We start from the raw sequence: 21,521 nt of genomic DNA, 5'->3' as shown, positions 1-21,521 counted from the left end.
CGATGAATGGCGTACTTGGGCCAATTCATTGGCAGTGCTAGAGTCGCTTTCTTTTTTTTGCCCCGAGGATGGAACATGCGAGCAATTCTGCCGATGGCTGCGGCGCTGGTGTTGGTCGGTTGCGCGAGCGCGACCATGGATGCGGCGCGGGGCGGCAAGCCGACGGCCCAGCTCGATTCGCGCAAGGCGCCAGAGCTGGTGGCCCAGTGCATCCAGTTCAGCTGGCAGAAAGAGGATGTGTTCGGCGACGACGCCAGTGGCTACCTGGAGCCACGCAAGCAGGGCGGGTTGACTGTTTATACCCGCGAGGCGGAGTCGTTCGTGGATGTGTATCCACAGGCGGGCGGGACGCGGGTGGATTACTACGCACAGAAGAATGACGGCGTGGCCCTGCAGCGCCGGGCGGCGGCGGCGACCTGCCTGTAAGATGTTGCAGTACCGGCCTCTTCGCGCCTGGCCGCGCGAAGAGGCCGGTCAGCCTTGATCAGGACAGGAAACCACCGTCGACATTCAGCGCGGTACCGGTGGTATAGCTGGAAGCATCGCTGGCCAGGTACAGCACGGCGCCGGCCATTTCTTTGGGGTCGGCCACGCGCTTGAGCGGGATCTGCTGCAGCGCGGCGTTGAGGATGGCGTCGTTCTTCACCAGGGCCGAGGCGAACTTGGTGTCGGTCAGGCCTGGCAGCAGGGCATTGCAGCGAATGCCGAACTGCGCGCATTCCTTGGCGAACACCTTGGTCATGTTGATCACCGCGGCTTTGGTCACCGAATAGATACCCTGGAACAGGCCCGGCGAAACGCCGTTGATCGAGGCCACGTTGATGATGCTGCCGCCACCGTTCTCGCGCATCAGCTTGCCGGCTTCCACCGACATGAAGAAGTAGCCGCGGATATTCACGTCGACGGTCTTCTGGAAGGCATTCGGGTCGGTGTCGAGCACGTTGCAGAACTGCGGATTGGTGGCCGCATTGTTGACCAGGATATCCAGGCGCCCGAACTGTTCACGGATGCCGGCGAACACCTGCTGGATCTGCTCCAGTTCGCCAATATGGCAGGCGACCGGCGTGGCCTTGCCGCCCGCTGCGATGATGGCGTCGGCCACCTGCTGGCAGCCCTCCAGCTTGCGGCTCGAGACGATCACGTGAGCGCCCTGCTGGGCCAGCAGATGGGCAATGGCTTCGCCGATGCCACGGCTGGCGCCGGAGACGAAAGCGATCTTGCCGTCGAGGTCGAACAGTTGGGTCTTGGACATGCTGTTTTCCTTGTTGTCTGGCGTCAGAGCGTGGACGTGCCGATGACCTGCAGGCTCATCTGCTCCAGCAGCCGGTTCATGTGAATGAACTGGGCGAAGCGTTTGTCCTGGGTCTGGCCGTGGTAATAGCGGTAGTAGATCTGCTGGACGATGCCGGCCAGGCGGAACAGGCCGTAGCAATAGTAGTAATCGAAGTTGTCCAGGCGGATGCCGGCGCGCTCGGCGTAGTAGTCGACGAACTGGCGGCGGGTGAGCATGCCCGGGGCGTTGCTCGGCTGGCGGCGCATCAGTTGCACCGGCGCCGGGTCGCTGGCCTCGATCCAGTAGGCCAGGCTGTTGCCCAGGTCCATCAAAGGGTCACCGATGGTGGCCATCTCCCAGTCGAGCACACCGATGATGCGCATCGGATTGTCGGCGTCGAGGATCACGTTGTCGAAGCGGTAGTCGTTGTGCACGATGCCCGGGCGCGGGTGGTCGGCGGGCATCTTTTCGTGCAGCCAGGCGATCACTTTTTCCCAGCGTGGCGCATCGGGGGTCAGGGCTTTCTCGTAGCGGCTGGTCCAGCCCTCGACCTGACGCTGCACATAACCTTCCGGCTTGCCCAGGTCAGCCAGGCCACAGGCGTGGTAATCCACCTGGTGCAGTTCGACCAGGCGGTCGATGAAGCTTTTGCACAGGGCTTCGGTACGGCTGGCATCCAGGCCCAGCTCGTGCGGAATGTCCGAACGCAGAATCACGCCCTTGACCCGCTCCATCACGTAGAACTCGCCGCCGATCAGCGATTCGTCGGTGCAATGGGCATAGGCCTTGGGGCAATACGGGAAGCCGCTGTTGAGCTGGTTGAGGATGCGGAACTCGCGGCCCATGTCATGGGCCGACTTGGCCTTCTGGCCGAACGGCGGGCGGCGCAATACGAATTCACGGCCCGGGTAGCTGACCAGGTAGGTGAGGTTGGACGCGCCGCCAGGGAACTGGCTGATGCTCGGTGTGCCCTCGAGGCCGGCGATGTGGCCCTTCAGGTAAGGATCGATGACGGCCGCGTCGAGTTCTTCGCCGGGGCGTACCTGGGTGGACTGGTCGGTGAGCGTCATGCGTTTTCCTTATTATCTGGCGCAAGGATTATTGGCTAATCTAATGGCCTGGCGGCTGTGGAACAAGCGTGCCAGGTGCCATATAGGCAAGGGTGTTGCTGGTCGATCACTGCACCGAATGCCGGGCAAAAAAAAACCGAAGCCAGTCAGGCTTCGGTTTTTTCCTCGTGCGTTGTGCCCATCACTCAGGAAGGGAACAGCTCGCTGAGTTTCATCGACAGCATCATGTCGCCTTCGACGCGCAGCTTGCCGCTCATGAACGCCTGCATGCCGTCGGTTTCGCCGCTGACGATGTCCTTCAGGGTTTCGCTGTCCAGCACCAGGGTGCAGTTGGCGTCAGCATTCTCACCTTCCTGAATCTCGCAGGTGCCGTCCTTGACCAGCAGCGCATAGTGCTTGTCTTCGTCGGTGATGTTGAAGCCGAACACCAGGTCCAGGCCAGCCGCAGCAGCTGGGTTGAATTTTGCTTTCATCGCCTCGACGGCTTTAGCTACATCGCTCATGGTGTTTTCCTTGTTAAGTGATATTCGCGTCCGCAAGGACACAACGGGCCGGGCTCAACGGTAGGTGATGAGCTCCGGCGCCCTCAACAGCTGCACGTGGGCTTGGCTGTTGAAGGAAGCCAGCGCCACGTCGCGGCCGCGGAACTTCAGCTGGCTGAGCGACGTGTTGATGATTTGCCAGTTCAGCGCAAAGGCCTGACTGGGGGTGATTCGGGTAACCAGGTGGAGCAGGGCGGCGATGGTGCCTCCGGAGGTGAAGACGGCGATGTTGTCGCCACTGCCAGCAGTGCCCAGCAAGCGCTGCAGACCGGCCTCGACCCGTGCGGTGAACGCCTGCCAGGTTTCCAGGCCGTCATCGGCGTGGTCGCCGGCGTGCCAGCGTTGCACCATCAGGGCGAACAGGCGCTGGAACTCGCTGCGGTTTTGTGCACCGTTGCGCAGGACCTCCCGGGCATGCGGCTCCTCATCCAGCAGGCCGGGCAGCAGGGCACGGATCACACCATCGGCATCGAACTCATTGAACGCCGGGTCGGTCTCAATGGCCGGTACCGCGCAACCACCTGCGTTCAGCGCCTGCAGCGCGTACCGGGCAGTGTCCTGCTGACGGCGCAGATCACCGGCCACGCAGCGGTCCAGGCGCAGGCCGAGCTGGGCGAGGTGTTCGCCCAGGGCCTGGCTCTGACGCACACCGATGGGCGAGAGGACGTCGTAGTCGTCCGCACCAAAGGAAGCTTGGCCATGTCGGATCAGGTAGAGATTGCCCACTGCGGTATCCGGCGTTGAAGGTTGCTGCGAGGTTAGGATGCGCCACACAGGCTGTCAACGAAAAAACATACAAGCGTTTGAAAAGGTTGTTTGAACTGTGTTGCCAGCGTTTACCTCGGCTGGCGAGGGCACCGGCGCAACGGTATGCTTGCAACAGTTTCGCGCCGATCTGGCGCAGGTTCATAAGGAGTCAACGTGGAGTTTCTTGCCGAATACGCAAGCTTTCTCGCCAAAACCGCCACCCTGGTGATTGCCATCCTGGTGGTGTTGTCCGCCATCGCCGGTTTGCGCGGCAAGGGGCGGCGCAAGGCCGGTGGGCAGTTGCAGGTCACCCGCCTCAACGAATTCTATAAAGAGCTGCGTGAGCGCCTGGAAAGCGGCCTGCTCGACAAGGCCCAGCTCAAGGCCCTGCGCAAGCAGCAGGCCAAGGCGGAGAAACAGCAGAAAAAGGGCAAGGCCGAAGAGAAGGGCCGAGTGTTCGTGCTCGACTTCGACGGTGATATCAAGGCTTCCGCCACCGAAAGCCTGCGCAACGAGATCACCGCACTGCTGACCCTGGCCACCCCACGCGATGAAGTGGTGCTGCGCCTGGAAAGCGGCGGCGGCCTGGTGCACAGCTATGGCCTGGCAGCTTCGCAGCTGGCGCGCATCCGTCAGGCCGGCATCCCGCTCACCGTGTGCATCGACAAGGTCGCGGCCAGCGGCGGTTACATGATGGCTTGCATCGGCGAGAAGATCGTCAGCGCGCCATTCGCCGTGCTGGGTTCGATCGGTGTGGTGGCGCAGTTGCCCAACGTCAACCGCTTGTTGAAGAAGCACGACATCGATTTCGAAGTGCTGACCGCTGGCGAGTACAAGCGCACCCTGACCGTATTTGGCGAGAACACCGAGAAGGGCCGGGAAAAGTTCCAGGAAGACCTGGACATCACCCACCAGCTGTTCAAGGACTTCGTGGCCCGCTACCGCCCGCAGCTGCACATCGATGAGGTCGCCACCGGTGAGGTCTGGCTAGGTGTTGCCGCCTTGAACCGCAAGCTGGTCGATGCACTGCAGACCAGTGACGAGTACCTCAGCGACCGCGCCCGCACGGCCAACCTGTTCCACCTGCACTATGCCGAGCGCAAGAGTTTGCAGGAGCGTATCGGCATGGCGGCCAGCGGCACTGTTGAGAACACCGTGGTAGGTTTGTGGAGTAAACTCGGGCGCTTGCGCTAACACCTTGAACCCGTTGAAATTTTTTTTCGTTCAGGGGGTTGCAAGGTGAAAGGAATGCGGACATAATGGCGCCCATCGAAACGCAGCAAACCTTGAAAAGGTGCGGTGTTTCAAGGGGATAGCAAGGCGAAAGCTGCTAGATCCGAACTTTGAGGCCGAGTAGCAAAGTGGTTATGCTCCGGATTGCAAATCCGTCTACGCCGGTTCGATTCCGACCTCGGCCTCCACCATTCGAAAGCCCCGCAGATGAAAATCTGCGGGGTTTTTTCATTTTGCCCGGCGTTCAGCCATGGCTGAGCGAAAGCGCGCTGATGATGCACACCGAGCCCTCATCGGCCGGCGTCGCATCGGTGTAGTCGACCTGGTTGTAGATCCCACCATGGAATTCGAACAGGCGAGTGTCCCAGCTGTCGTCGAGCTGCAGTTCACTCGATGTTCTGGAGACGCCGTTGCACCGGGCGGTCACCTTGACCACACCCGCAGAGGTGGCGTGAATGATCACGTCGAATTTCGTGCCGAGCGGCACGCCCTGCAGGAGGGTGCTGTTCACCGGGTTGCTCTGGTTGTAGGACGCCCGGAAACCCAGGGTGATGTTGCCCTTGTTCCAGAACACCTTCACTGGCGGGCTGTCGTCCCCCCTGACGTGCATCTGGCTGACGACGACCTTCTGCGCCGAGTTGACCTTGGTCAGGGTCATGGTCTGGCGATTCCAGTGGTCCGGGGCGCTGCCCAACGTCCAGTTCTGTGTCTCCGACCACTCGCAACGGGTTCTGTGGGTGCTCTTGCTCGAAGCCCCTTTGGTCGGTGCCGTGAACTGAACCGAGCCGTCGCTGAGCACCTTCACCACGCTCGGGAACTCAGCGATGGCTTCGGCGCCATTGAGTTCAAGCGCGACAGGGTTCGTTGAAGAGACTGCCACCGGGGTAGCGATCGTTAGATTGCTGATGTTTACGGTCATAAATACTCCTGACGATAAAACCATTGGCCTGGCACGATTGCCTTCCAACCGCGATGCATTCCTCCGCATCCGGCTGGGCACTCGTGAATGCGCAGGCGGATGATTTGGAATACGAAAAACTGTATGAATGTACAGTATCGCCAGATGATATTTTTTCAAACCCTGCAGTTACGTAAAGCGTGATGACAGGTAAGAAAGTGGCTCAGGTCTGCAGGTGGCAGCCAAAGAAAAGCCCGGCGCAGGGCCGGGCTTTGTCAGGGTTTTCTGGCGACGAGGGTCTCGCCTGTGTGCGCTCAGGCAAAGAATGCGACAACCTTCCGAACACATTTCCAATTGCCGGAAAAAGAAAAACCCGCCAACCAGTGGCGGGTCCTAAAGAACGTTCGGAGCAGCGTCAGAGTGCCAAAGCGCTTGTCATGAACTCGTGAAGTTCACGTTGATAGCGTGTCGTCACCCTTCATGAGCGAAAAAAAGCCCACCATGTAGGCGGGCAACGAACGTTTTGAAGGGAGGGATGCCAGGCTGAGGCCTGCTGGTTAAGTCAGGATTAACCGCAATCCATTGACCATCGCCAACGATGCGCCTATACAGGCGTGCCAGATTTCCAGGAGCCACCATGCGCGACGAAGACGACCTGCACGAACCCGAGCACGATCACCTGCTCGATCACGAATTTCTCTATGAAGACTTCGACCCTGAAGCGGATGCCCAGGGCGCCGAGGACGAAGTCGAGGAGGACGAAGAGCTGCTGGATGACCTCGATGACGAAGAGCGCGATCACCCAGCCTGGCACGACGACCTGGACGACTGAATCAGCGCCCGTCGACCGAGAAGCGCCCTGGGCCGCTGACCGCCAGCACCAGCAGGCCGCCGCAGATGCTGAGGTTTTTCAGGAACTGGGTCATGTTGGCGGCGCGCTCCGGGTCAACCATGTTCCAGAACGGATGGCCAAGCAGTCCGGTCCCCAGCACGAACAGGGCAAACAGGAAGGCCAGCGGGCGAGTGTAGAAGCCCAGGATCAGCAGGATGCCGACAATGAATTCCATGATCACCGCAACCGCTGCCGCCAGCATCGGGGCAGGGGCGCCCAGTGAGGTCATGTAGCCGACCGTGCCTTCGAAGCCGGTCAGTTTGGCCCAGCCGGAAAGGACGAAGAGGGTCATGAGCAGCACGCGGGCGATCAGAAGGATGATGTCGCGTTGACCATCGAACAGGGAGTAGCGCATGGCGGCATACCGGTGGATGGGGACAAGCTCCACTCTAGCAGGTGCGCGGGGGATTGCTGTCGGGCAGCAAAAAGGCGCCGCAAGGGCGCCTTTTCAAAGGAGTTTGGTGCGAGTGGCGGGACTCGAACCCGCAAGGCTCACGCCGACAGATTTTAAGTCTGCTGTGTATACCAATTCCACCACACTCGCACGCTTGACAGGGTCGCATGGACCGGCGCGCTTCTAGGCAGAAGGGCCTGACAATCAAGTGCGCTTTATAACCCATTGTTATAGTTGAGTCAATCGCAGCACCTATGATCATAGGAATGAGGGCGTCGATCGAATGGGCAATTGACACCTTGCTGTCATTAAGCCACTGTTGCTCACTTGATTGGATCCAACGAGTTTGATGCCATGTCCCAGGCCACTCCCCCGGCGCTTCCCGGGCGCACTGTTCGCCCTCGGTTGTTCTGGCGCCTGCTGTTCGCGCAGGTGTTGCTGATGGGCGCTTTTCTGTACCTCAGCCTGATCACCCTCGGTGGCTACCTGCTGATGCTCGGTTTCGATGCCGAGCACCCGCAACCGCAACGCTTGATGGCGCTGGCAGGTGGTGGCCTGATATTGCTGGTGGGCCTGTGGCTGCTGAAAGTGGCGATGCCGCGGCGAATCAGCCCGGTCATGGTCGAACCCGAGCGTTGACAATCTGTTGCAGCGCACGCTGTTGCAGAAGGGTACGCTTGGCTAAGCTAATCAGGTCCCTCCTGCTGTGCCTGTGGAGTTCGCATGGTTTCAGCCGACTGTATCGATCACCCGGTCATGCCCGCCAGCCGCTATGAGCAGCTGGTGCAATCGGTGGTGGACTACGCCATCTACATGCTCGACCCCACCGGCCATGTGGTGTCCTGGAACGCCGGTGCCCAACGGATCAAGGGCTACCGCGCCGAAGAAGTCATAGGCCGGCATTTCTCGCTGTTCTTCACCCCTCAGGATTGTGCCGAAGGGCGCCCGGAGCGCCTGCTCAAGCAGGCCTTGGAGCAGGGTGTGGCGCAAGACGAAGGCTGGCGCGTACGCAAGGACGGCACGCAGTTCTGGGCCCTGGCCGCGCTGGATGTGATCCGCGACGAACAGGGGCAGATCGTCGGCCTGGCCAAGGTCACCCGTGATATCACCGACCGGCGCGAATCGGCGCTGCAGCTCGACGCCGTGCGCGCCCAGCTGTTCCAGGCGCAGAAGCTCGAAGCACTGGGCCAGCTCACCGGCGGCCTGGCGCATGACTTCAACAACCTGCTGACCATCATCATCAACTCCGCGCGCCTGGCGCAGGCCAGCCAGGACCCGGCGCGGGTGCAGCGCATGCTCGAGCACATCCTCGATGCCGGGCAGCGCGGCACCGAGCTGACTCAGCAACTGCTCAGCTTCGCCCGTCACCGGCAACTCGATGTCTCGCTGGTCGCCCCGGCCAGGCTGCTGGCATCCACGCGTGGCCTGCTGGAACATGCGCTGCCGCGTGAGATCGAGCTGCTGGAGTACCTGCAGCCTGATCTTCCGCTGATCGAGGTGGACACCGGGCAGTTGCAGATGGTCCTGCTCAACCTGCTGTTCAATGCGCGCGATGCGATCGGTGAGCGGGGCACGATAGACCTGGCGGTGCTCACGGTCGATCTGGCAGGCGAAGTGGAGGAGCTGCACGGCACGTTCGTGTGCTTCGAAGTGAATGACAGCGGCGACGGTATCGACCCGCTGGTGCTGCCGCGCATCTTCGAGCCGTTCTTCACCACCAAGCCTTTCGGCAAGGGCACCGGCCTTGGCCTCAGCCAGGTCTACGGCTTTGCCAAGCAGAGCAATGGCGCCATCACTGTCGAAAGCACGCCCGGCCAGGGCACGTGCATGCGCCTGTATCTGCCGGCCTATCAGCCCGATGCGGGGGCACAAGACGACAGGTAACGATCATGGTGCAGGCACTCAAACGGCTGGTCACGGGGATCGAAGGGCTTGATGCGCTGCTCAAGGGCGGTCTGGTCGCGGGCGCTTCCTACATCGTTCAGGGGCCGCCCGGTGCGGGCAAGACCATCCTGGCCAACCAGTTGGCCTGCGGCCATGTGCGTGACGGGGGCAAGGTGCTGGTAGCGACCTTGCTCAGCGAGTCTCATGAGCGCTTGTTCCAGTACCTGGCGACCCTTGCGTTCTTCGATCCAGGCATGGTCGGTGACCAGATCCAGTTCGTCAGCGCCTTCGATACCCTTGAACAGGAAGGGCTGGATGCGGTGGTCAAACTGCTGCGCCAGGAAATCGGCAAGCAGCAGGCGAGCCTGCTCATCGTCGATGGCGTGCTCAATGCCCGGGTGCGTGCGGAAACGGCGCTGGATACCAAGAAGTTCGTCTCGGAATTGCAGGGCCATGCGGCATTCGCGGGTTGTACCGTGCTGCTGCTGACCAGCGCCCGCCTGGACGACAACAGCCCGGAGCACACCATGGTCGATGGTGTGATCGAGTTGGGCGAGCAACTGGTCGGTAGCCGTGCGGTGCGCCATGTGCAGTTGCGCAAGACGCGGGGCAGCGGGGCGTTGTCCGGGCGCCACGAGTGCCTGATCGATGAGACGGGGATGCACGTCTATCCGCGCCTGGAATCGCTTTACAGCCACCCCAGCCAGCTTGGCAGCGCCTCCTTGAGCCGGGTGTCCACGGGCGTCGAGGCATTGGATGAAATGCTGGGCGGGGGCCTGACACTGGGTTCGGTCAGCCTATTGATGGGGCCCTCGGGGATCGGCAAGACCTCCCTTGGCCTGGCATTTCTGGCGGCTGCCAGCGCCGAACAGCCGGCCTTGCATTTTGGCTTCTACGAACCCCCCGCGAGGCTGCGGCTGAAGGCGGCATCGCTGGGTTACGACTTCGCCGCACAGGAGCGCGCGGGTGCCTTGCAACTATGTTGGCAACCGACCACCGAAGGCCTGCTGGACCAGATGGGCGCGCGCCTGCTCGAGCAGGTCGAGCAGCAGGGCAGCAAGCGCGTGCTGATCGACAGCCTGGGCGCGTTCAGCCGCCTGGCGACCGAACCGGCGCGGCTCAATGCCTTCTTCCGTGCCCTGGCTGGCGAGCTGAGGGCGCGGGATGTCAGCGTCATGCTCACCTGGGAGATGCGTGATATTTTCGGGTCGGAAATCACGGCCCCGGCGCCGGACCTGTCGAGCATCGTCGACAACCTCATGCTGATGCGCTTCGTCGAGCTGGATTCACAGCTGCGGCGCATGCTGTCGATTCTGAAGGTCCGCGACAGCCATCACGACCCCGCGCTGCACGAATTGCATATCGGGCCGCAGGGCATCAGCCTGCGCAAGGCGTTCGAGGGTGCCTGCGGCGTACTGTCGGGTACTCCGGTACCGCAAGGGGGTGGCTGACGGGGCCTGCCGATGAACACCATCCTGATCGTCGATGACGAATACCTGATCGCCGATATCCTCGGCTTTGCCCTGGAGGACGAAGGCTTTCTGGTGGAAAAGGCGAGCAACGGGCGCAAGGCGCTGGAAGCACTGAGGGAAAAGCGCGTGGAGCTGGTGATTACCGACTACATGATGCCGGTGCTCAATGGTGAAGAACTGGTGCGGGCGATTCGCGACGAACTGGAGCTACCTGACCTGCCGGTGATCCTCATGAGCGGCGCCCAGGCCAGCCAAGGCCGCCCGGAGCTGTTCGCTGCGGTCTTCGACAAGCCGTTCGACATGGACAGAATGATCGCCAAGGTGCGCGAGCTGCTCGGCACCTGAGGTTCAGGTTGCGGCTTGCGCCGGCCATTCGATCAAGCGCGTCCGTGCGGCTTGAAGCGAGGCTCGGGTCAGTGTTGGTCGTCGTGCTTTTCCGGAGCCGGGCTGCCGGCCTGGATGCGCTTGAAGATTTCTTCACGGTGCACCTGAACATCCTTTGGTGCATCGATGCCAATCCTCACCTGCATCCCTTTTACGCCCAGAATGGTGACTTTGATGTCATCGTTGATGACGATACTTTCGCCAACCTTACGGGTGAGTATCAGCATGTAGTTCTCCTTGGTGATGTCGAAATCCGTCGGGCCATTGGGCTGCAACGGTGGGAGCTTGTCCCTCTTCCTTCTCATTAAAGACGCTTTCGGCGGATAGTAATTCCCCGAAAGACAAATTCTGTTGCGTGTCTTTAGTTGCAGGTGCCGAGGTAAATGCTGCTAAGCGTGTCGGCGAAGGTGCTCGGTGGCAAGAATAGGGGGCTTCGGCCTTAATGGGAAATTTCTCTGCATGATAGGTTGAATAGTTCGGCTCAATCATCGTCTGTTGTTTCCAGGGCTTGAAGGAACAGCAGCAAGGCGACCTCTTCGGCATCCAGCCCCTTGCGTACGCGGTGCCCGGGCAAGTCGGCCAGACGCCCGAGGGCGTAATGTTCTAACACGGCCGGGTGGATGTAACAGCGCCTGCACACCGCCGGGGTGTTGCCCAGGCGAGCGGCGACCTGCTTGACGATGGTCGCGACCTGGCGCTTGGCCTCGCTTTCCGGCTCCCAGGCCAGGCGCCTGAGCAGGCTCAGGGCCAGGCTGCTGCCGGCCCAGGTGCGGTAGTCCTTGGCTGTGAAATCGGCGCCAGTCAGTTGCTGCAGGAACTGGTTGACCTCGCTGGAGCCGATGCTGTGCCGCTGGCCGTCCTCGTCCAGGTACTGGAACAGCGCCTGCCCGGGCAATTCCAGGCAGCGCTTGAGCAGGTTGGCCAGGCGGCGATCACGTAGCGTGACGTTGTGTTCGACGCCGCGCTTGCCGCGGAACTGGAAGCGCACGGTGCTGCCGTTCACCTCGACGTGGCGATTGCGCAGGGTGGTCAGTCCGTAGGACCGGTTGTCGCGCAAATAGCGCTGGTTGCCGATGCGGATGAGCGTGTGGTCGAGCAGGCTCACCACCAGCGCCATGACCTTTTCCCGGTCAAGGCCCGGGCGGGCCAGGTGCGCTTCCAGTTGTGCCCGCAGCTTGGGCAGGGCCCTGGCAAAGGCCAGCATGCGCCCGTACTTGTGCTGGTCGCGCAGTTCGCGCCATTGCGCGTGGTAGCGGTACTGCTTGCGGCCTCGGGCATCGCGGCCGGTGGCCTGCAGGTGGCCCTGCGGGTCGCTGCAGATCCATACGTCGGTGTAGGCCGGCGGGATGACCAGTGCGGCGATACGCGCCAGGGTTTCCTTGTCGCGGATGCGCTGCCCCTGGCCATCGAGGTAGATGAACCGGTCGCGCCAGCAGCGCCGGGTCAGCCCCGGCTGGCTGTCGTCGACATAGTGCAGGCTGGGTGGCAGAGGGCAATCGAGCATCGGCGGCAGGCCTCGATCAGGTCACTGATCAATGGACAACGGCCACTGCGATGATGCTCAGCCCAGCAGTGCCACCGACTTGATCTGGGCGAACAGCGCCTGGCCCGGGTGCAGGCCGAGCTGGTCCGCCGAGTACCGGGTGATGCGCGCCAGCAAGGCGTTGCCGCCGGCATCCAGGCTCACCAGCACATGCGCCGGGTTGTCCGCCGGGCGCGCTTCGCGCACCCGCACCGGCAGGCGGTTGAGAATGCTCGAGGTACTGTCGGCGCGCAGTGCCAGGCTTACATCGCGGGCCTGGACCTTGACCCGCAAGGTGCTGCCCATGCTGTGCGCCGGGTGGGCGATGCGCAGCAACGGTGCGTCACTGCCGGGCAGGCGCAGGTCGAGCAGGTCGTAGTGCGGGTCGTGGCCGACGACCATGCCCTCGAAGACCACCCCGGCGTCCTCGCCCTGGGCCAGCGACAGGTCGAGGCGGGCCAGGGTCTCGCCGATCGGCCCGCTGGCCATGGCCCGGCCTTGCTCCAGCAGCACCAGGTGGTCGGCCAGCCGTGCCACTTCGTCCTGGGCATGGCTGACATAGACGAGAGGGATGTCCAGTTCGTCGTGCAGGCGTTCCAGGTACGGCAGGATTTCGCGCTTGCGTGGCCCGTCGAGTGCGGCCAGCGGCTCGTCCATCAACAACAGGCGCGGGCTGCTGAGCAGTGCACGGGCAATGCCGACCCGTTGGGCCTCGCCGCCCGACAAGGTGGCCGGCTTGCGTTCGAGCAGGTGGCCGATGCCCAGCAGTTGGCAGGCCTGGTCGAGGCTGACCTTGCGCTCGGCCGGGGCGATGCGCCGCCAGCCGAACTCCAGGTTGCCGCGCACCGACAGGTGCGGGAACAGGCTGGCCTCCTGGAACACGTAGCCCACCGGGCGCAGATGCGGCGCCAGGAAGTGACCGCGGGCGCTGTCTTCCCAGACCTCGCCGTTGATCTCGATATAGGCACTGGCCGCCCGTTCCAGCCCGGCCAGGCAGCGCAGGCACGAGGTCTTGCCCGAACCGGAGTGGCCGAACAGCGCGCTGATGCCGCGGCCCGGCAGGTTCAGGTCGACGTCCAGGGTGAAGTCGTCGCGCGCCAGCTTCAGGCGCGCCACAATCGATCCGCTCATTTCAGCTCCAGCCAGCTTTGCTACGGCGCCCGGCGTAGAGCAGGAGCAGTACCAGGAACGAGAACACCAGCATGGCACCGGCCAGCCAGTGGGCTTGCGAATATTCCATGGCCTCGACGTGATCGAAGATCTGCACCGAGACCACGCGGGTCTTGTCGGGGATGTTGCCACCGATCATCAGCACCACGCCGAACTCGCCAACGGTATGGGCAAAGCCGAGGATGCTGGCAGTGACGAAGCCGGGCCGGGCCAGCGGCAGCACCACGTGGACGAACGTGTCCCAGGGGCTGGCGCGCAGGGTCGCGGCCACTTCCAGCGGGCGCTGGCCGATGGCACCGAAGGCGTTTTGCAGCGGCTGCACCACGAAGGGCATGGAGTACACCGTCGAGCCGATCACCAGGCCCGTGAAGCTGAACACCACGGTACCCAGGCCCATGGCCTGGGTCGCCTGGCCGAGCCAGCCGTGCGGGCCGAGGGCAATCAGCAGGTAGAAGCCGATCACCGTCGGCGGCAGCACCAGTGGCAGTGCCACCACCGCGCCCACCGGCCCGCGCAGCCACGAGCGCGTGCGCGCCAGCCACCAGGCGATGGGCGTGCCGACGATCAGCAGGATCAGCGTGGTCAGGCTGGCCAGTTTGATGGTCAGCCAGACCGCGCCGAAGTCACTGGCGTCCAGTGGCATCAGATTTCATAACCGTAGGACTTGATCACTGCAGCGGCTTTCGGGCCTTTCAGGTAGTCGACCAGGGCCTTGGCAGCCGGGTTGTCCTTGCCTTTGTTGAGGATCACCGCATCCTGCAGGATCGGCTCGTGCAGGTTGGCCGGGACGATCCAGGCCGAACCGCTTTCGACCTTGCCGTCCTTGTAGATCTGCGACAGGGCGACGAAGCCCAGCTCGGCGTTGCCGGTGGAGACGAACTGGTAGGCCTGGGTGATGTTCTGGCCTTCGACGATCTTGGCCTTGGTGGCCTCGGTCAGCTTCAGCTTGTCCAGCACCTGGGTGGCGGCCAGGCCGTAAGGGGCGGCTTTCGGGTTGGCGATGGACAGGTGCTGGAACTGGTTCTTCTTCAGCACCTCACCCTTGGCATCCACATAGCCCGGCTTGGCCGACCACAGGGCCAGGGTGCCGGTGGCGTAAGTGAAGCGCGAGCCCGGGACGATTTCCTTTTCCGCTTCCAGCTTCTTCGGGGTGCTGTCGTCGGCGGCGAGGAACACTTCGAACGGCGCGCCGTTCTTGATCTGCGCGTAGAACTGCCCGGTGGCGCCATAAGCGGCGACCAGCTTGTGGCCGGTGTCTTTCTCGAAGTCCTTGGCGATGGCCTGGATCGGTGCGGTGAAGTTCGCGGCGACCGCAACCTGCACCTCGTCAGCCCAGGCGCTGTTGAGGGAGATCAGGCTGGCCAGGGCAGTGGTGGCCAAGTGGGACAGGCGAATACGCATGAAGACAGCTCCTTGAGGTGGTTATCGTTATGGTGCGGACTATATAGCGATAGGCCATTTGTCGGGAAGGGGCTGGAGGAAGGGTAATAGCTTAAGAGTAATGGGTTTCCAGTGCCGGCCTCTTCGCGGGTAAACCCGCTCCCACAGGATTTCACAGGCCTCAAGGCATGCACTGTACCTGTGGGAGCGGGCATGCCCGCGAAGAAGCAAACACGGATTCAAGATCCTAGTGCTTGATCTGCGCCAAGGCCTTGTCAGCAATCTCCCGGGTCAACTGCTCAGCCGGCATATGCCTGCCCAGGCGCAGCGCCTGCCCCGACCACAGGTTGCTGAAATCGCTGTTGCCCTGCGCATCGGTAATCGCTCGCAGTGGCATCAGTGCGCCGCCGGCCAAAGGGAAACGTGGGGCCAGGTCGCTCATCGGCCCCAGTTCACGCATGATGCGGTTGTTGATGCCACGCGCCGGGCGCCCGGTGAACAGGTTGGTCAACGCGGTGTCGCTGGCCGCCGCGGTGTCCAGTGCGCGGCGGTGGGTAGGGGAGACCTTGGCCTCCGGGCAGAACAGGTAGGCGGTGCCGATCTGCACCGCGCTGGCGCCCAGGGCCAGGGCCGCCACCAAGCCACGGTGGTCGCCGATGCCGCCAGCGGCGATTACCGGCAGGCGCACGGCATCGGCAATCTGCGGCACCAGGGCGAAGGTGCCGATCTGGCTGGTGATGTCGTCGCTGAGGAACATGCCGCGATGGCCGCCGGCTTCATAACCCATGGCGATGATCGCGTCGCAGCCATTGGCTTCGAGCCACAGCGCTTCTTCGACCGTGGTGGCACTGGACAGCACCTTGGCTCCGGTGGCCTTGACCCGCTGCAGCAGTGCAGTGTGCGGCAAGCCGAAGTGGAAACTCACCACCTCCGGGCGCAACTGCTCGACCAGCACGCAGCTCTGCTCATCGAAGGGTGCACGGTTGGAAACAGGCGTAGGCGCATCGAAGTCGGCACCAACTTCGGCGTAGTAGGCTTTCAGTGCCTGCTTCCAGCGGGCGTCGCGCTCGGGGTCGGGCCCTGGCGGCTGGTGGCAGAAGAAGTTCAGGTTCAGCGGCTGGCCGGGGCAGGCCGTGCGGAAGGCTTCGATCTCGCCACGCGCCTGGTCGCCGGTGAGCATGGCGCAGGGCAGGGCACCCAGGCCACCCGCCCTGGCCACGGCAATGGCCATGGCCGAACCGCTGGCGCCCGCCATCGGCGCCTGGAGAATGGGCAACTCGATGCCCAGCAGATCGAGGATACGACGGTCGGGCCAGTTGCTCATGCGCTTCTCCTGGTCGGTGTTGCCTTACAGTGCTTTGCTCACCTGGATGTCGCTGATCTTCTCGGCGTCTTCGCCGTGGATCTTGCGCAGGGCTTCCATGGCCTGTTCGTGCGAGGCGTCGGCCATCACGGCGAAGTCCCAGCGGCGCTGGCCGTCGAGCTTGTACTTGATGACGTATTTGATGTTCTGGGTCATGGTAGGCCTTATCCGAGTTTCGACGACGAGCGGCGGATGATCTTGATCTTGTGGGTCAGGGTCGGTTTGCGCGTTACCGAAATCGGGCGGGTGGTCACGGTGTCGATGGTGATGTTCCAGAAACCGGTGCTTGGCACGGTGATCTTGGCTGGGAAGCGCTCGAAGTGGCCACCGTGGTAGGTGTGCCGGCCGCCGTTCTTGAAGCTGCGGAAGTTGGCGTCGTTCATCAGGCGGATGTTGCAGCGCTGGGAGCACTCGATGACGACGATGTCGTCCTCGTTGAGGTGCTCGCGCTGGTGTACGAATTTCATGGGGTGCTCCGCAAGGATTGGTTCAGCAAAGGCGAACGATACCACGATGTCGGCTTGCGCTGCCGCGCCTGATGGCACTTGGCAGATAAAACGGCCAACGCGGGGAGCAAAACTGCCTGGCTGTTGTCCTATGCTCTCTTGTCATTCGAGGTGCGGCAAATGAAGTGGATGGTGGCGGCATTGTTCCTGGTGCTGGGGGGGTGTGCCAGTGTGTCGGAACTTGAGCAATCCCATGAAACCATGGATGTCATGTCTGGCAAGACGCCGCGTGAATTCGCCGATTGCGTCAAGGCGCACCTGGCCAAAAGCCGTGACCCTTTGGTGGAGGAACAGCGCGATGACGGCTTGCGCCTGATCGTGCCGCAAAAGTTCACGGCAAGTTCCGGGCCGGCAGCGTTGCTCGACATCCACAAGCGCGGCAGCGGCAGCAGCATCAAGCTGCATGAGCGGCTGAACAACTTTCCGCTGCGCCCGGGTGATGTACGCAAAGCAACGACCGAGTGCATCTCTGGTAGTTGATTTGGCTCAACGGATCGCCGCATAGAAGGCCAATTGCTGGCCAGTTGTCGGCTTGGGCATTGTTGCGAATTCCCTCACGGGTCTAGTATCCATTTGCTTATGTTCTTTAAGCCTAAGCTTATAACAAAAGAAATGGAGATTCGTGATGACACCGTTGAGTCGCGTCGTGATCGGCAGCCTGCTGATCCTGGCCTGGCCTGCGGCGCATGCCGCCGATGGTCAGAAAGTCTTTACCCAGGGCGGGGCCAACCCCGCCGCCATGGCTTGCCTGGGCTGCCACGGCCCGGACGGCAAGGGTATTGCCGCCGCAGGGTTCCCCCGCCTGGCTGGCCTGCCGGCCGGTTACCTGAGCAAGCAACTGCATGACTGGCGCACCGGCAGCCGCCAGCAGCCGGTCATGGCACCGCTGGCCAAAGCTCTGAGTGAAGATGAGATCGAGGCCGTCAGCCATTACCTGGCCGGTCTGCCGGGTGATCCTGCCCCAGACCTGCGTCGCCAGCAGATTGCAAGCAACCCCACCGAACGCCTGGCCCTTTACGGCGACTGGAGCCGGCAGATCCCCGGATGCGTGCAGTGCCATGGCCCGGGCGGCAGCGGTGTCGGCGAGCACTTCCCGCCGCTGGCCGGGCAGCCCGCCGCCTACCTTGTGGCGCAGCTCAACGGCTGGCGCGACGGCAGCCGCAGCAACGACCCGAACCAGCTGATGGCAGGCGTGGCCAAGGCCATGACCGACGCCGAAGTCAAGGCGATTGCCGAGTACTTCGCCCACCCCGTCAGCCCGGAGGTCAAGCCATGAAAACCTTGTTGCCAACCTTACTGTTGCTGGCCACGGGCACTGCCTTTGCCAATCAGGCGCCCATCGCCATGGAAGACCAGTCGCAGCTGAAGGTTCCTGGTGCCCAGGCCGCGCCACACTTCGCACCGCCCGCCGAAAGCGAGCTGCCGGACAATGCCTTCGGCAAGATGGTCCGCGAGGGCCACGCACTGTTTGTCGATACCCGTCGGTTGATGCCCGAGGCGGTCGGCAACGGCATGAACTGCAGCAACTGCCACCTCGACCAGGGCCGCCTGGCGCACTCCGCGCCGCTGTGGGGCGCCTATCCGATGTACCCGGCCTACCGCAAGAAGAACGACAAGGTGAACACCTTCGCCGAGCGTATCCAGGGCTGCTTCCAGTTCAGCATGAACGGCAAGCCGCCGGCCGCCGACAGCCCGCAGATGACGGCGCTCGCCGTGTATGCCTACTGGCTTTCGACCAAGGCGCCCACCGGCGTGGAAATCGCCGGTCGCGGTTACCCCGAGGTGCCGCAGCCAAAAGGTGGCTACGACTTCAAGCGTGGCCAGCAGGTCTACCGCGAGCAATGCGCCATCTGCCACGGAGACAATGGCGAGGGGCAGAAGGTGGCCGGTAATTATGTGATGCCGCCACTCTGGGGCAAGGACTCCTACAACTGGGGCGCAGGTATGCACCGGATCAATACCGCGGCATCGTTCATCAAGTACAACATGCCCCTGGGCAAACCGGGCAGCCTGAGCGATCAGCAGGCCTGGGACGTGGCCGCCTGGGTCAATCGCCACGAGCGCCCTCAGGACCCGCGCCTGGTCGAGGGTTCCATCGAAAAAACACGGCTGAAGTTCCATGCCAACGACGGCGTCAACCTGTATGGCCAGCAGGTCGACGGAGTGCTGATCGGGCAGGGCACAGGTAGCTGAGCAAGCATCGCACCGGTCCTTTCGCGGCTGCCCCGGAAGGGCCGGATGACGGGATTTTCACGAACTTTTTGGAACTATCTACACTGGGTTATCTCTATGATGGCAGCGGTCGTCACAGGCAGGGCATTGTAAGCTGCATGCCGCCTGATTAGACTGCGCCGAATTCCACAGGCCTCGCCTATGTTTAAGGATGTTTATGATCAAGAAATGCTTGTTCCCGGCAGCCGGCTACGGCACTCGCTTCCTGCCTGCTACCAAAGCCATGCCCAAGGAAATGCTGCCGGTGGTCAACAAGCCACTGATCCAGTATGGCGTTGAAGAAGCATTGGATGCTGGTCTGAACGAGATTTCCATCGTCACCGGCCGCGGCAAGCGCGCCCTGGAAGACCACTTCGACATCAGCTACGAGCTGGAAAACCAGATCAAGGGCACCGACAAGGAAAAATACCTGGTCGGTATCCGTCGCCTGCTCGACGAGTGCTCGTTCTCCTATACCCGCCAGACCGAAATGAAAGGCCTGGGCCACGCAATCCTGACCGGCCGCCCGCTGATCGGTGACGAACCGTTCGCCGTGGTGCTGGCGGACGACCTGTGCGTCAACCTCGAAGGTGACGGCGTGCTCGCGCAGATGGTCGCGCTGTACAAGAAGTACCGCTGCTCGATCGTCGCCATTCAGGAAGTCGACCCACAGGAAACCAACAAGTACGGCGTTATCGCCGGTGAAGAGATCAAGGACGGCATCTTCCGCGTCGACTCCATGGTCGAGAAGCCGAAGCCGGAGGACGCGCCGTCCAACCTGGCAATCATCGGTCGCTACATCCTGACCCCGGACATCTTCGAGAAGATCGAACAGACCGAGCCAGGCAAAGGTGGCGAGATCCAGATCACCGACGCGCTGATGAAACAGGCTGCCGAAGGCAACGTGATCGCCTACAAGTTCAAGGGCAAGCGTTTCGACTGCGGTGGTGCCGAAGGCTACATCGAGGCGACCAACTTCTGCTTCGAGAACTTCTACAAGGCCGGCAAGGCGTACTGATACGCCAAAGCGGGTTCAAGGAGCCACCCTTCGGGGTGGCTTTTTTGTTTGCGGCGGGCAACGGCGGTATGCTGGGCGCCTGCCTAGGAGAGTGAATACATGGCCTACGATTTTGATCTGTTCGTGATTGGCGCCGGTTCCGGCGGTGTGCGTGCGGCGCGCTTCGCTGCGGGCTTCGGTGCAAAAGTGGCAGTGGCCGAGAGCCGCTACCTGGGTGGCACCTGCGTCAATGTCGGCTGCGTACCGAAGAAACTGCTGGTGTACGGCGCCCACGTCGCCGATGAGTTGGAACAGGCCGCAGGTTTCGGCTGGACCCTCGAAGAGGGCCACTTCGACTGGGGTACGCTGATTGCCAACAAGAACCGCGAGATCGAGCGCCTCAACGGCATCTACCGCAACCTGCTGGTGAACAGCGGCGTAACCTTGCTGCAGGGCCATGCCCGCATCACCGGCGCCAACGAAGTGGACGTGGATGGCCAGCGCTACAGCGCCGAGCATATCCTGATTGCCACCGGCGGCTGGCCACAGGTGCCGGACATTCCCGGCAAGGAGCTGGCCATCACCTCCAACGAGGCGTTCTACCTCAAGGACCTGCCGCGCCGCGTGCTGGTGGTCGGCGGTGGTTACATTGCCGTCGAGTTCGCCGGCATCTTCCAGGGCCTGGGCGCCGACACCAGCTTGCTGTATCGCGGTGACCTGTTCCTGCGCGGCTTCGACGGCTCGGTGCGTACCCACCTCAAGGAAGAACTGGAAAAACGCGGCCTGAACCTGCAGTTCAACGCCGACATCCAGCGCATCGACAAGCTTGACGACGGCAGCCTGAAAGCCACCCTCAAGGACGGCCGCGAGCTGCTCGCCGATTGCGTGTTCTACGCAACCGGCCGCCGCCCGATGCTCGACAACCTGGGCCTGGAAAACACCGGCGTGGAACTGGACGCCCGCGGCTTCATCCGCGTCGACGAGCAGTACCAGACTACCGCACCGTCGATCCTCGCCATTGGTGACGTGATCGGCCGTGTGCAGCTCACCCCGGTGGCCCTGGCCGAAGGCATGGCCGTGGCACGGCGCCTGTTCAAGCCTGAGCAATACCGCCCGATGGATTACCAGAACATCCCGACTGCGGTGTTCAGCCAGCCACCGATCGGTACTGTAGGCCTGACCGAGGAGCAGGCGCTGGAAGCCGGGCACAAGGTGCAGATCTTCGAAAGCCGCTTCCGCGCCATGAAGCTGACCCTCACCGACATCCAGGAAAAGACCCTGATGAAGCTGGTGGTGGACGCCGACACCGACAAGGTGCTGGGCTGCCACATGGTCGGCCCGGATGCCGGCGAGATCATCCAGGGCCTGGGTATCGCCCTCAAGGCCGGTGCGACCAAGCAACAGTTCGACGAGACCATTGGCGTGCACCCGACTGCCGCTGAAGAGTTCGTCACCATGCGCACAGTCACCCGCTGATGCAACTGGCCCCATCGCCGACAACCGGCGATGGGGTCTTGAATACCCCGCAATCCTTTGCTCAGCCCATTCCCTTCTATTAATTATCCCTGGTTATAGCCAAAACC

The 21,521-nt window shown here is 62.6% G+C and carries 26 protein-coding genes and 2 tRNA genes; 13 read left to right on the top strand and 15 right to left on the bottom strand.

Annotation, left to right across the window (positions count from 1 at the left end):
- The first annotated feature begins 75 nt into the window (after window positions 1-75).
- Window positions 76-426: a hypothetical protein gene (locus J7573_RS01760; protein ID WP_152957095.1), complete on the top strand. Its 351-nt coding sequence runs from the start codon at window positions 76-78 to the stop codon at window positions 424-426.
- Window positions 427-484: 58 nt separating this feature from the next.
- On the opposite strand, the gene J7573_RS01755 is transcribed toward J7573_RS01760, so the two are convergent.
- The 4 genes from J7573_RS01755 to J7573_RS01740 all read right to left on the bottom strand — a co-directional run bounded on the left by J7573_RS01755 (window position 485) and on the right by J7573_RS01740 (window position 3,611).
- Window positions 485-1,252 carry an SDR family oxidoreductase gene (locus J7573_RS01755; RefSeq protein WP_110638716.1) on the bottom strand — a complete coding sequence of 256 codons (768 nt, stop codon included), beginning with the start codon at window positions 1,250-1,252 and terminating at the stop codon, window positions 485-487.
- Window positions 1,253-1,275: 23 nt separating this feature from the next.
- Complete coding sequence (locus tag J7573_RS01750; protein WP_294324809.1) at window positions 1,276-2,343, bottom strand: phosphotransferase family protein; 1,068 nt, start codon at window positions 2,341-2,343, stop codon at window positions 1,276-1,278.
- A 185-nt stretch (window positions 2,344-2,528) separates the two neighbouring features.
- Entirely contained in the window at window positions 2,529-2,846 is a 318-nt protein-coding gene (locus J7573_RS01745; protein ID WP_294324808.1) for an SCP2 sterol-binding domain-containing protein, read from the bottom strand.
- A 54-nt stretch (window positions 2,847-2,900) separates the two neighbouring features.
- Window positions 2,901-3,611, bottom strand: a complete 711-nt coding sequence (locus J7573_RS01740) for a histidine phosphatase family protein (protein ID WP_294324807.1) — start codon at window positions 3,609-3,611, stop codon at window positions 2,901-2,903.
- 195 nt (window positions 3,612-3,806) lie between these two features.
- Here J7573_RS01740 and sohB point away from each other — a divergent pair, with 195 nt between their 5' ends.
- Together sohB and J7573_RS01730 are read left to right on the top strand one after the other, a co-directional pair.
- Window positions 3,807-4,826, top strand: coding sequence for a protease SohB (gene sohB / locus J7573_RS01735; RefSeq protein ID WP_294324806.1), 1,020 nt, complete (start codon window positions 3,807-3,809; stop codon window positions 4,824-4,826).
- Between the two features lie 153 nt (window positions 4,827-4,979).
- Window positions 4,980-5,053: transfer RNA gene (locus tag J7573_RS01730), tRNA-Cys, on the top strand.
- Window positions 5,054-5,109: 56 nt separating this feature from the next.
- Here the strand turns inward: J7573_RS01730 and J7573_RS01725 are convergent.
- Window positions 5,110-5,784 (bottom strand): polysaccharide lyase family 7 protein, encoded by a 675-nt coding sequence (locus J7573_RS01725; RefSeq protein WP_294324805.1) that lies wholly within the window; start codon window positions 5,782-5,784, stop codon window positions 5,110-5,112.
- Between the two features lie 616 nt (window positions 5,785-6,400).
- On the opposite strand from J7573_RS01725, the gene J7573_RS01720 reads away from it, so the two are divergent.
- Entirely contained in the window at window positions 6,401-6,595 is a 195-nt protein-coding gene (locus J7573_RS01720; protein WP_060485048.1) for a hypothetical protein, read from the top strand.
- A gap of 1 nt (window position 6,596) precedes the next feature.
- On the opposite strand, the gene J7573_RS01715 is transcribed toward J7573_RS01720, so the two are convergent.
- Together J7573_RS01715 and J7573_RS01710 are read right to left on the bottom strand one after the other, a co-directional pair.
- Window positions 6,597-7,010 carry a DoxX family protein gene (locus tag J7573_RS01715; RefSeq protein WP_294324804.1) on the bottom strand — a complete coding sequence of 138 codons (414 nt, stop codon included), beginning with the start codon at window positions 7,008-7,010 and terminating at the stop codon, window positions 6,597-6,599.
- Between the two features lie 104 nt (window positions 7,011-7,114).
- Window positions 7,115-7,199: transfer RNA gene (locus J7573_RS01710), tRNA-Leu, on the bottom strand.
- 204 nt (window positions 7,200-7,403) lie between these two features.
- Between J7573_RS01710 and J7573_RS01705 the strand changes: the two genes are divergently transcribed.
- From J7573_RS01705 to J7573_RS01690, 4 genes are all read left to right on the top strand, one after another.
- Window positions 7,404-7,688: a hypothetical protein gene (locus tag J7573_RS01705; protein WP_294324803.1), complete on the top strand. Its 285-nt coding sequence runs from the start codon at window positions 7,404-7,406 to the stop codon at window positions 7,686-7,688.
- 84 nt (window positions 7,689-7,772) lie between these two features.
- Window positions 7,773-8,933 (top strand): PAS domain-containing sensor histidine kinase, encoded by a 1,161-nt coding sequence (locus tag J7573_RS01700; protein WP_294324802.1) that lies wholly within the window; start codon window positions 7,773-7,775, stop codon window positions 8,931-8,933.
- Window positions 8,934-8,938: 5 nt separating this feature from the next.
- Window positions 8,939-10,384 (top strand): ATPase domain-containing protein, encoded by a 1,446-nt coding sequence (locus tag J7573_RS01695; protein ID WP_294324801.1) that lies wholly within the window; start codon window positions 8,939-8,941, stop codon window positions 10,382-10,384.
- Between the two features lie 12 nt (window positions 10,385-10,396).
- On the top strand, window positions 10,397-10,750 hold the full coding sequence (locus tag J7573_RS01690; protein ID WP_085676104.1) for a response regulator: 354 nt from the start codon (window positions 10,397-10,399) through the stop codon (window positions 10,748-10,750).
- 68 nt (window positions 10,751-10,818) lie between these two features.
- Here the strand turns inward: J7573_RS01690 and csrA are convergent, their stop codons facing one another.
- The 8 genes from csrA to J7573_RS01650 form a co-directional block, all read right to left on the bottom strand.
- Window positions 10,819-11,016 (bottom strand): carbon storage regulator CsrA, encoded by a 198-nt coding sequence (csrA, locus tag J7573_RS01685; protein WP_012315047.1) that lies wholly within the window; start codon window positions 11,014-11,016, stop codon window positions 10,819-10,821.
- Between the two features lie 254 nt (window positions 11,017-11,270).
- The gene (locus J7573_RS01680) at window positions 11,271-12,293 is read right to left on the bottom strand and encodes a DNA topoisomerase IB (RefSeq protein WP_294324800.1); all 1,023 of its coding nucleotides are present in this window, start codon (window positions 12,291-12,293) and stop codon (window positions 11,271-11,273) included.
- 57 nt (window positions 12,294-12,350) lie between these two features.
- Window positions 12,351-13,442, bottom strand: a complete 1,092-nt coding sequence (modC, locus tag J7573_RS01675) for a molybdenum ABC transporter ATP-binding protein (RefSeq protein WP_294324799.1) — start codon at window positions 13,440-13,442, stop codon at window positions 12,351-12,353.
- Window position 13,443: 1 nt separating this feature from the next.
- Complete coding sequence (gene modB / locus J7573_RS01670; protein ID WP_110638701.1) at window positions 13,444-14,124, bottom strand: molybdate ABC transporter permease subunit; 681 nt, start codon at window positions 14,122-14,124, stop codon at window positions 13,444-13,446.
- On the bottom strand, window positions 14,124-14,882 hold the full coding sequence (gene modA / locus J7573_RS01665; RefSeq protein WP_294324798.1) for a molybdate ABC transporter substrate-binding protein: 759 nt from the start codon (window positions 14,880-14,882) through the stop codon (window positions 14,124-14,126). The genes modB and modA overlap by 1 nt, the downstream gene beginning before the upstream one ends.
- A gap of 226 nt (window positions 14,883-15,108) precedes the next feature.
- On the bottom strand, window positions 15,109-16,185 hold the full coding sequence (locus J7573_RS01660; RefSeq protein WP_294324797.1) for a nitronate monooxygenase: 1,077 nt from the start codon (window positions 16,183-16,185) through the stop codon (window positions 15,109-15,111).
- 24 nt (window positions 16,186-16,209) lie between these two features.
- Window positions 16,210-16,380 carry a hypothetical protein gene (locus J7573_RS01655; protein WP_165837353.1) on the bottom strand — a complete coding sequence of 57 codons (171 nt, stop codon included), beginning with the start codon at window positions 16,378-16,380 and terminating at the stop codon, window positions 16,210-16,212.
- Window positions 16,381-16,388: 8 nt separating this feature from the next.
- Window positions 16,389-16,691 carry a DUF1883 domain-containing protein gene (locus J7573_RS01650; RefSeq protein WP_008090281.1) on the bottom strand — a complete coding sequence of 101 codons (303 nt, stop codon included), beginning with the start codon at window positions 16,689-16,691 and terminating at the stop codon, window positions 16,389-16,391.
- 159 nt (window positions 16,692-16,850) lie between these two features.
- Here J7573_RS01650 and J7573_RS01645 point away from each other — a divergent pair, with 159 nt between their 5' ends.
- From J7573_RS01645 to gorA, 5 genes are all read left to right on the top strand, one after another.
- Window positions 16,851-17,210 carry a hypothetical protein gene (locus tag J7573_RS01645; RefSeq protein ID WP_294324837.1) on the top strand — a complete coding sequence of 120 codons (360 nt, stop codon included), beginning with the start codon at window positions 16,851-16,853 and terminating at the stop codon, window positions 17,208-17,210.
- 145 nt (window positions 17,211-17,355) lie between these two features.
- The gene (locus J7573_RS01640) at window positions 17,356-18,006 is read left to right on the top strand and encodes a c-type cytochrome (protein WP_294324796.1); all 651 of its coding nucleotides are present in this window, start codon (window positions 17,356-17,358) and stop codon (window positions 18,004-18,006) included.
- Window positions 18,003-18,923, top strand: coding sequence for a c-type cytochrome (locus J7573_RS01635; RefSeq protein WP_294324795.1), 921 nt, complete (start codon window positions 18,003-18,005; stop codon window positions 18,921-18,923). The genes J7573_RS01640 and J7573_RS01635 overlap by 4 nt, the downstream gene beginning before the upstream one ends.
- A gap of 196 nt (window positions 18,924-19,119) precedes the next feature.
- The gene (gene galU, locus J7573_RS01630) at window positions 19,120-19,959 is read left to right on the top strand and encodes a UTP--glucose-1-phosphate uridylyltransferase GalU (protein ID WP_012273146.1); all 840 of its coding nucleotides are present in this window, start codon (window positions 19,120-19,122) and stop codon (window positions 19,957-19,959) included.
- 99 nt (window positions 19,960-20,058) lie between these two features.
- On the top strand, window positions 20,059-21,414 hold the full coding sequence (gorA, locus tag J7573_RS01625; protein WP_294324794.1) for a glutathione-disulfide reductase: 1,356 nt from the start codon (window positions 20,059-20,061) through the stop codon (window positions 21,412-21,414).
- Window positions 21,415-21,521: the final 107 nt, after the last annotated feature.

Origin of the sequence: Pseudomonas sp., from assembly GCF_017744435.1 — a bacterium.
Lineage (GTDB): Bacteria > Pseudomonadota > Gammaproteobacteria > Pseudomonadales > Pseudomonadaceae > Aquipseudomonas.
Note: the sequence above shows the minus strand (reverse complement) of the source record. Positions and strands in the feature narration are given on the sequence as shown.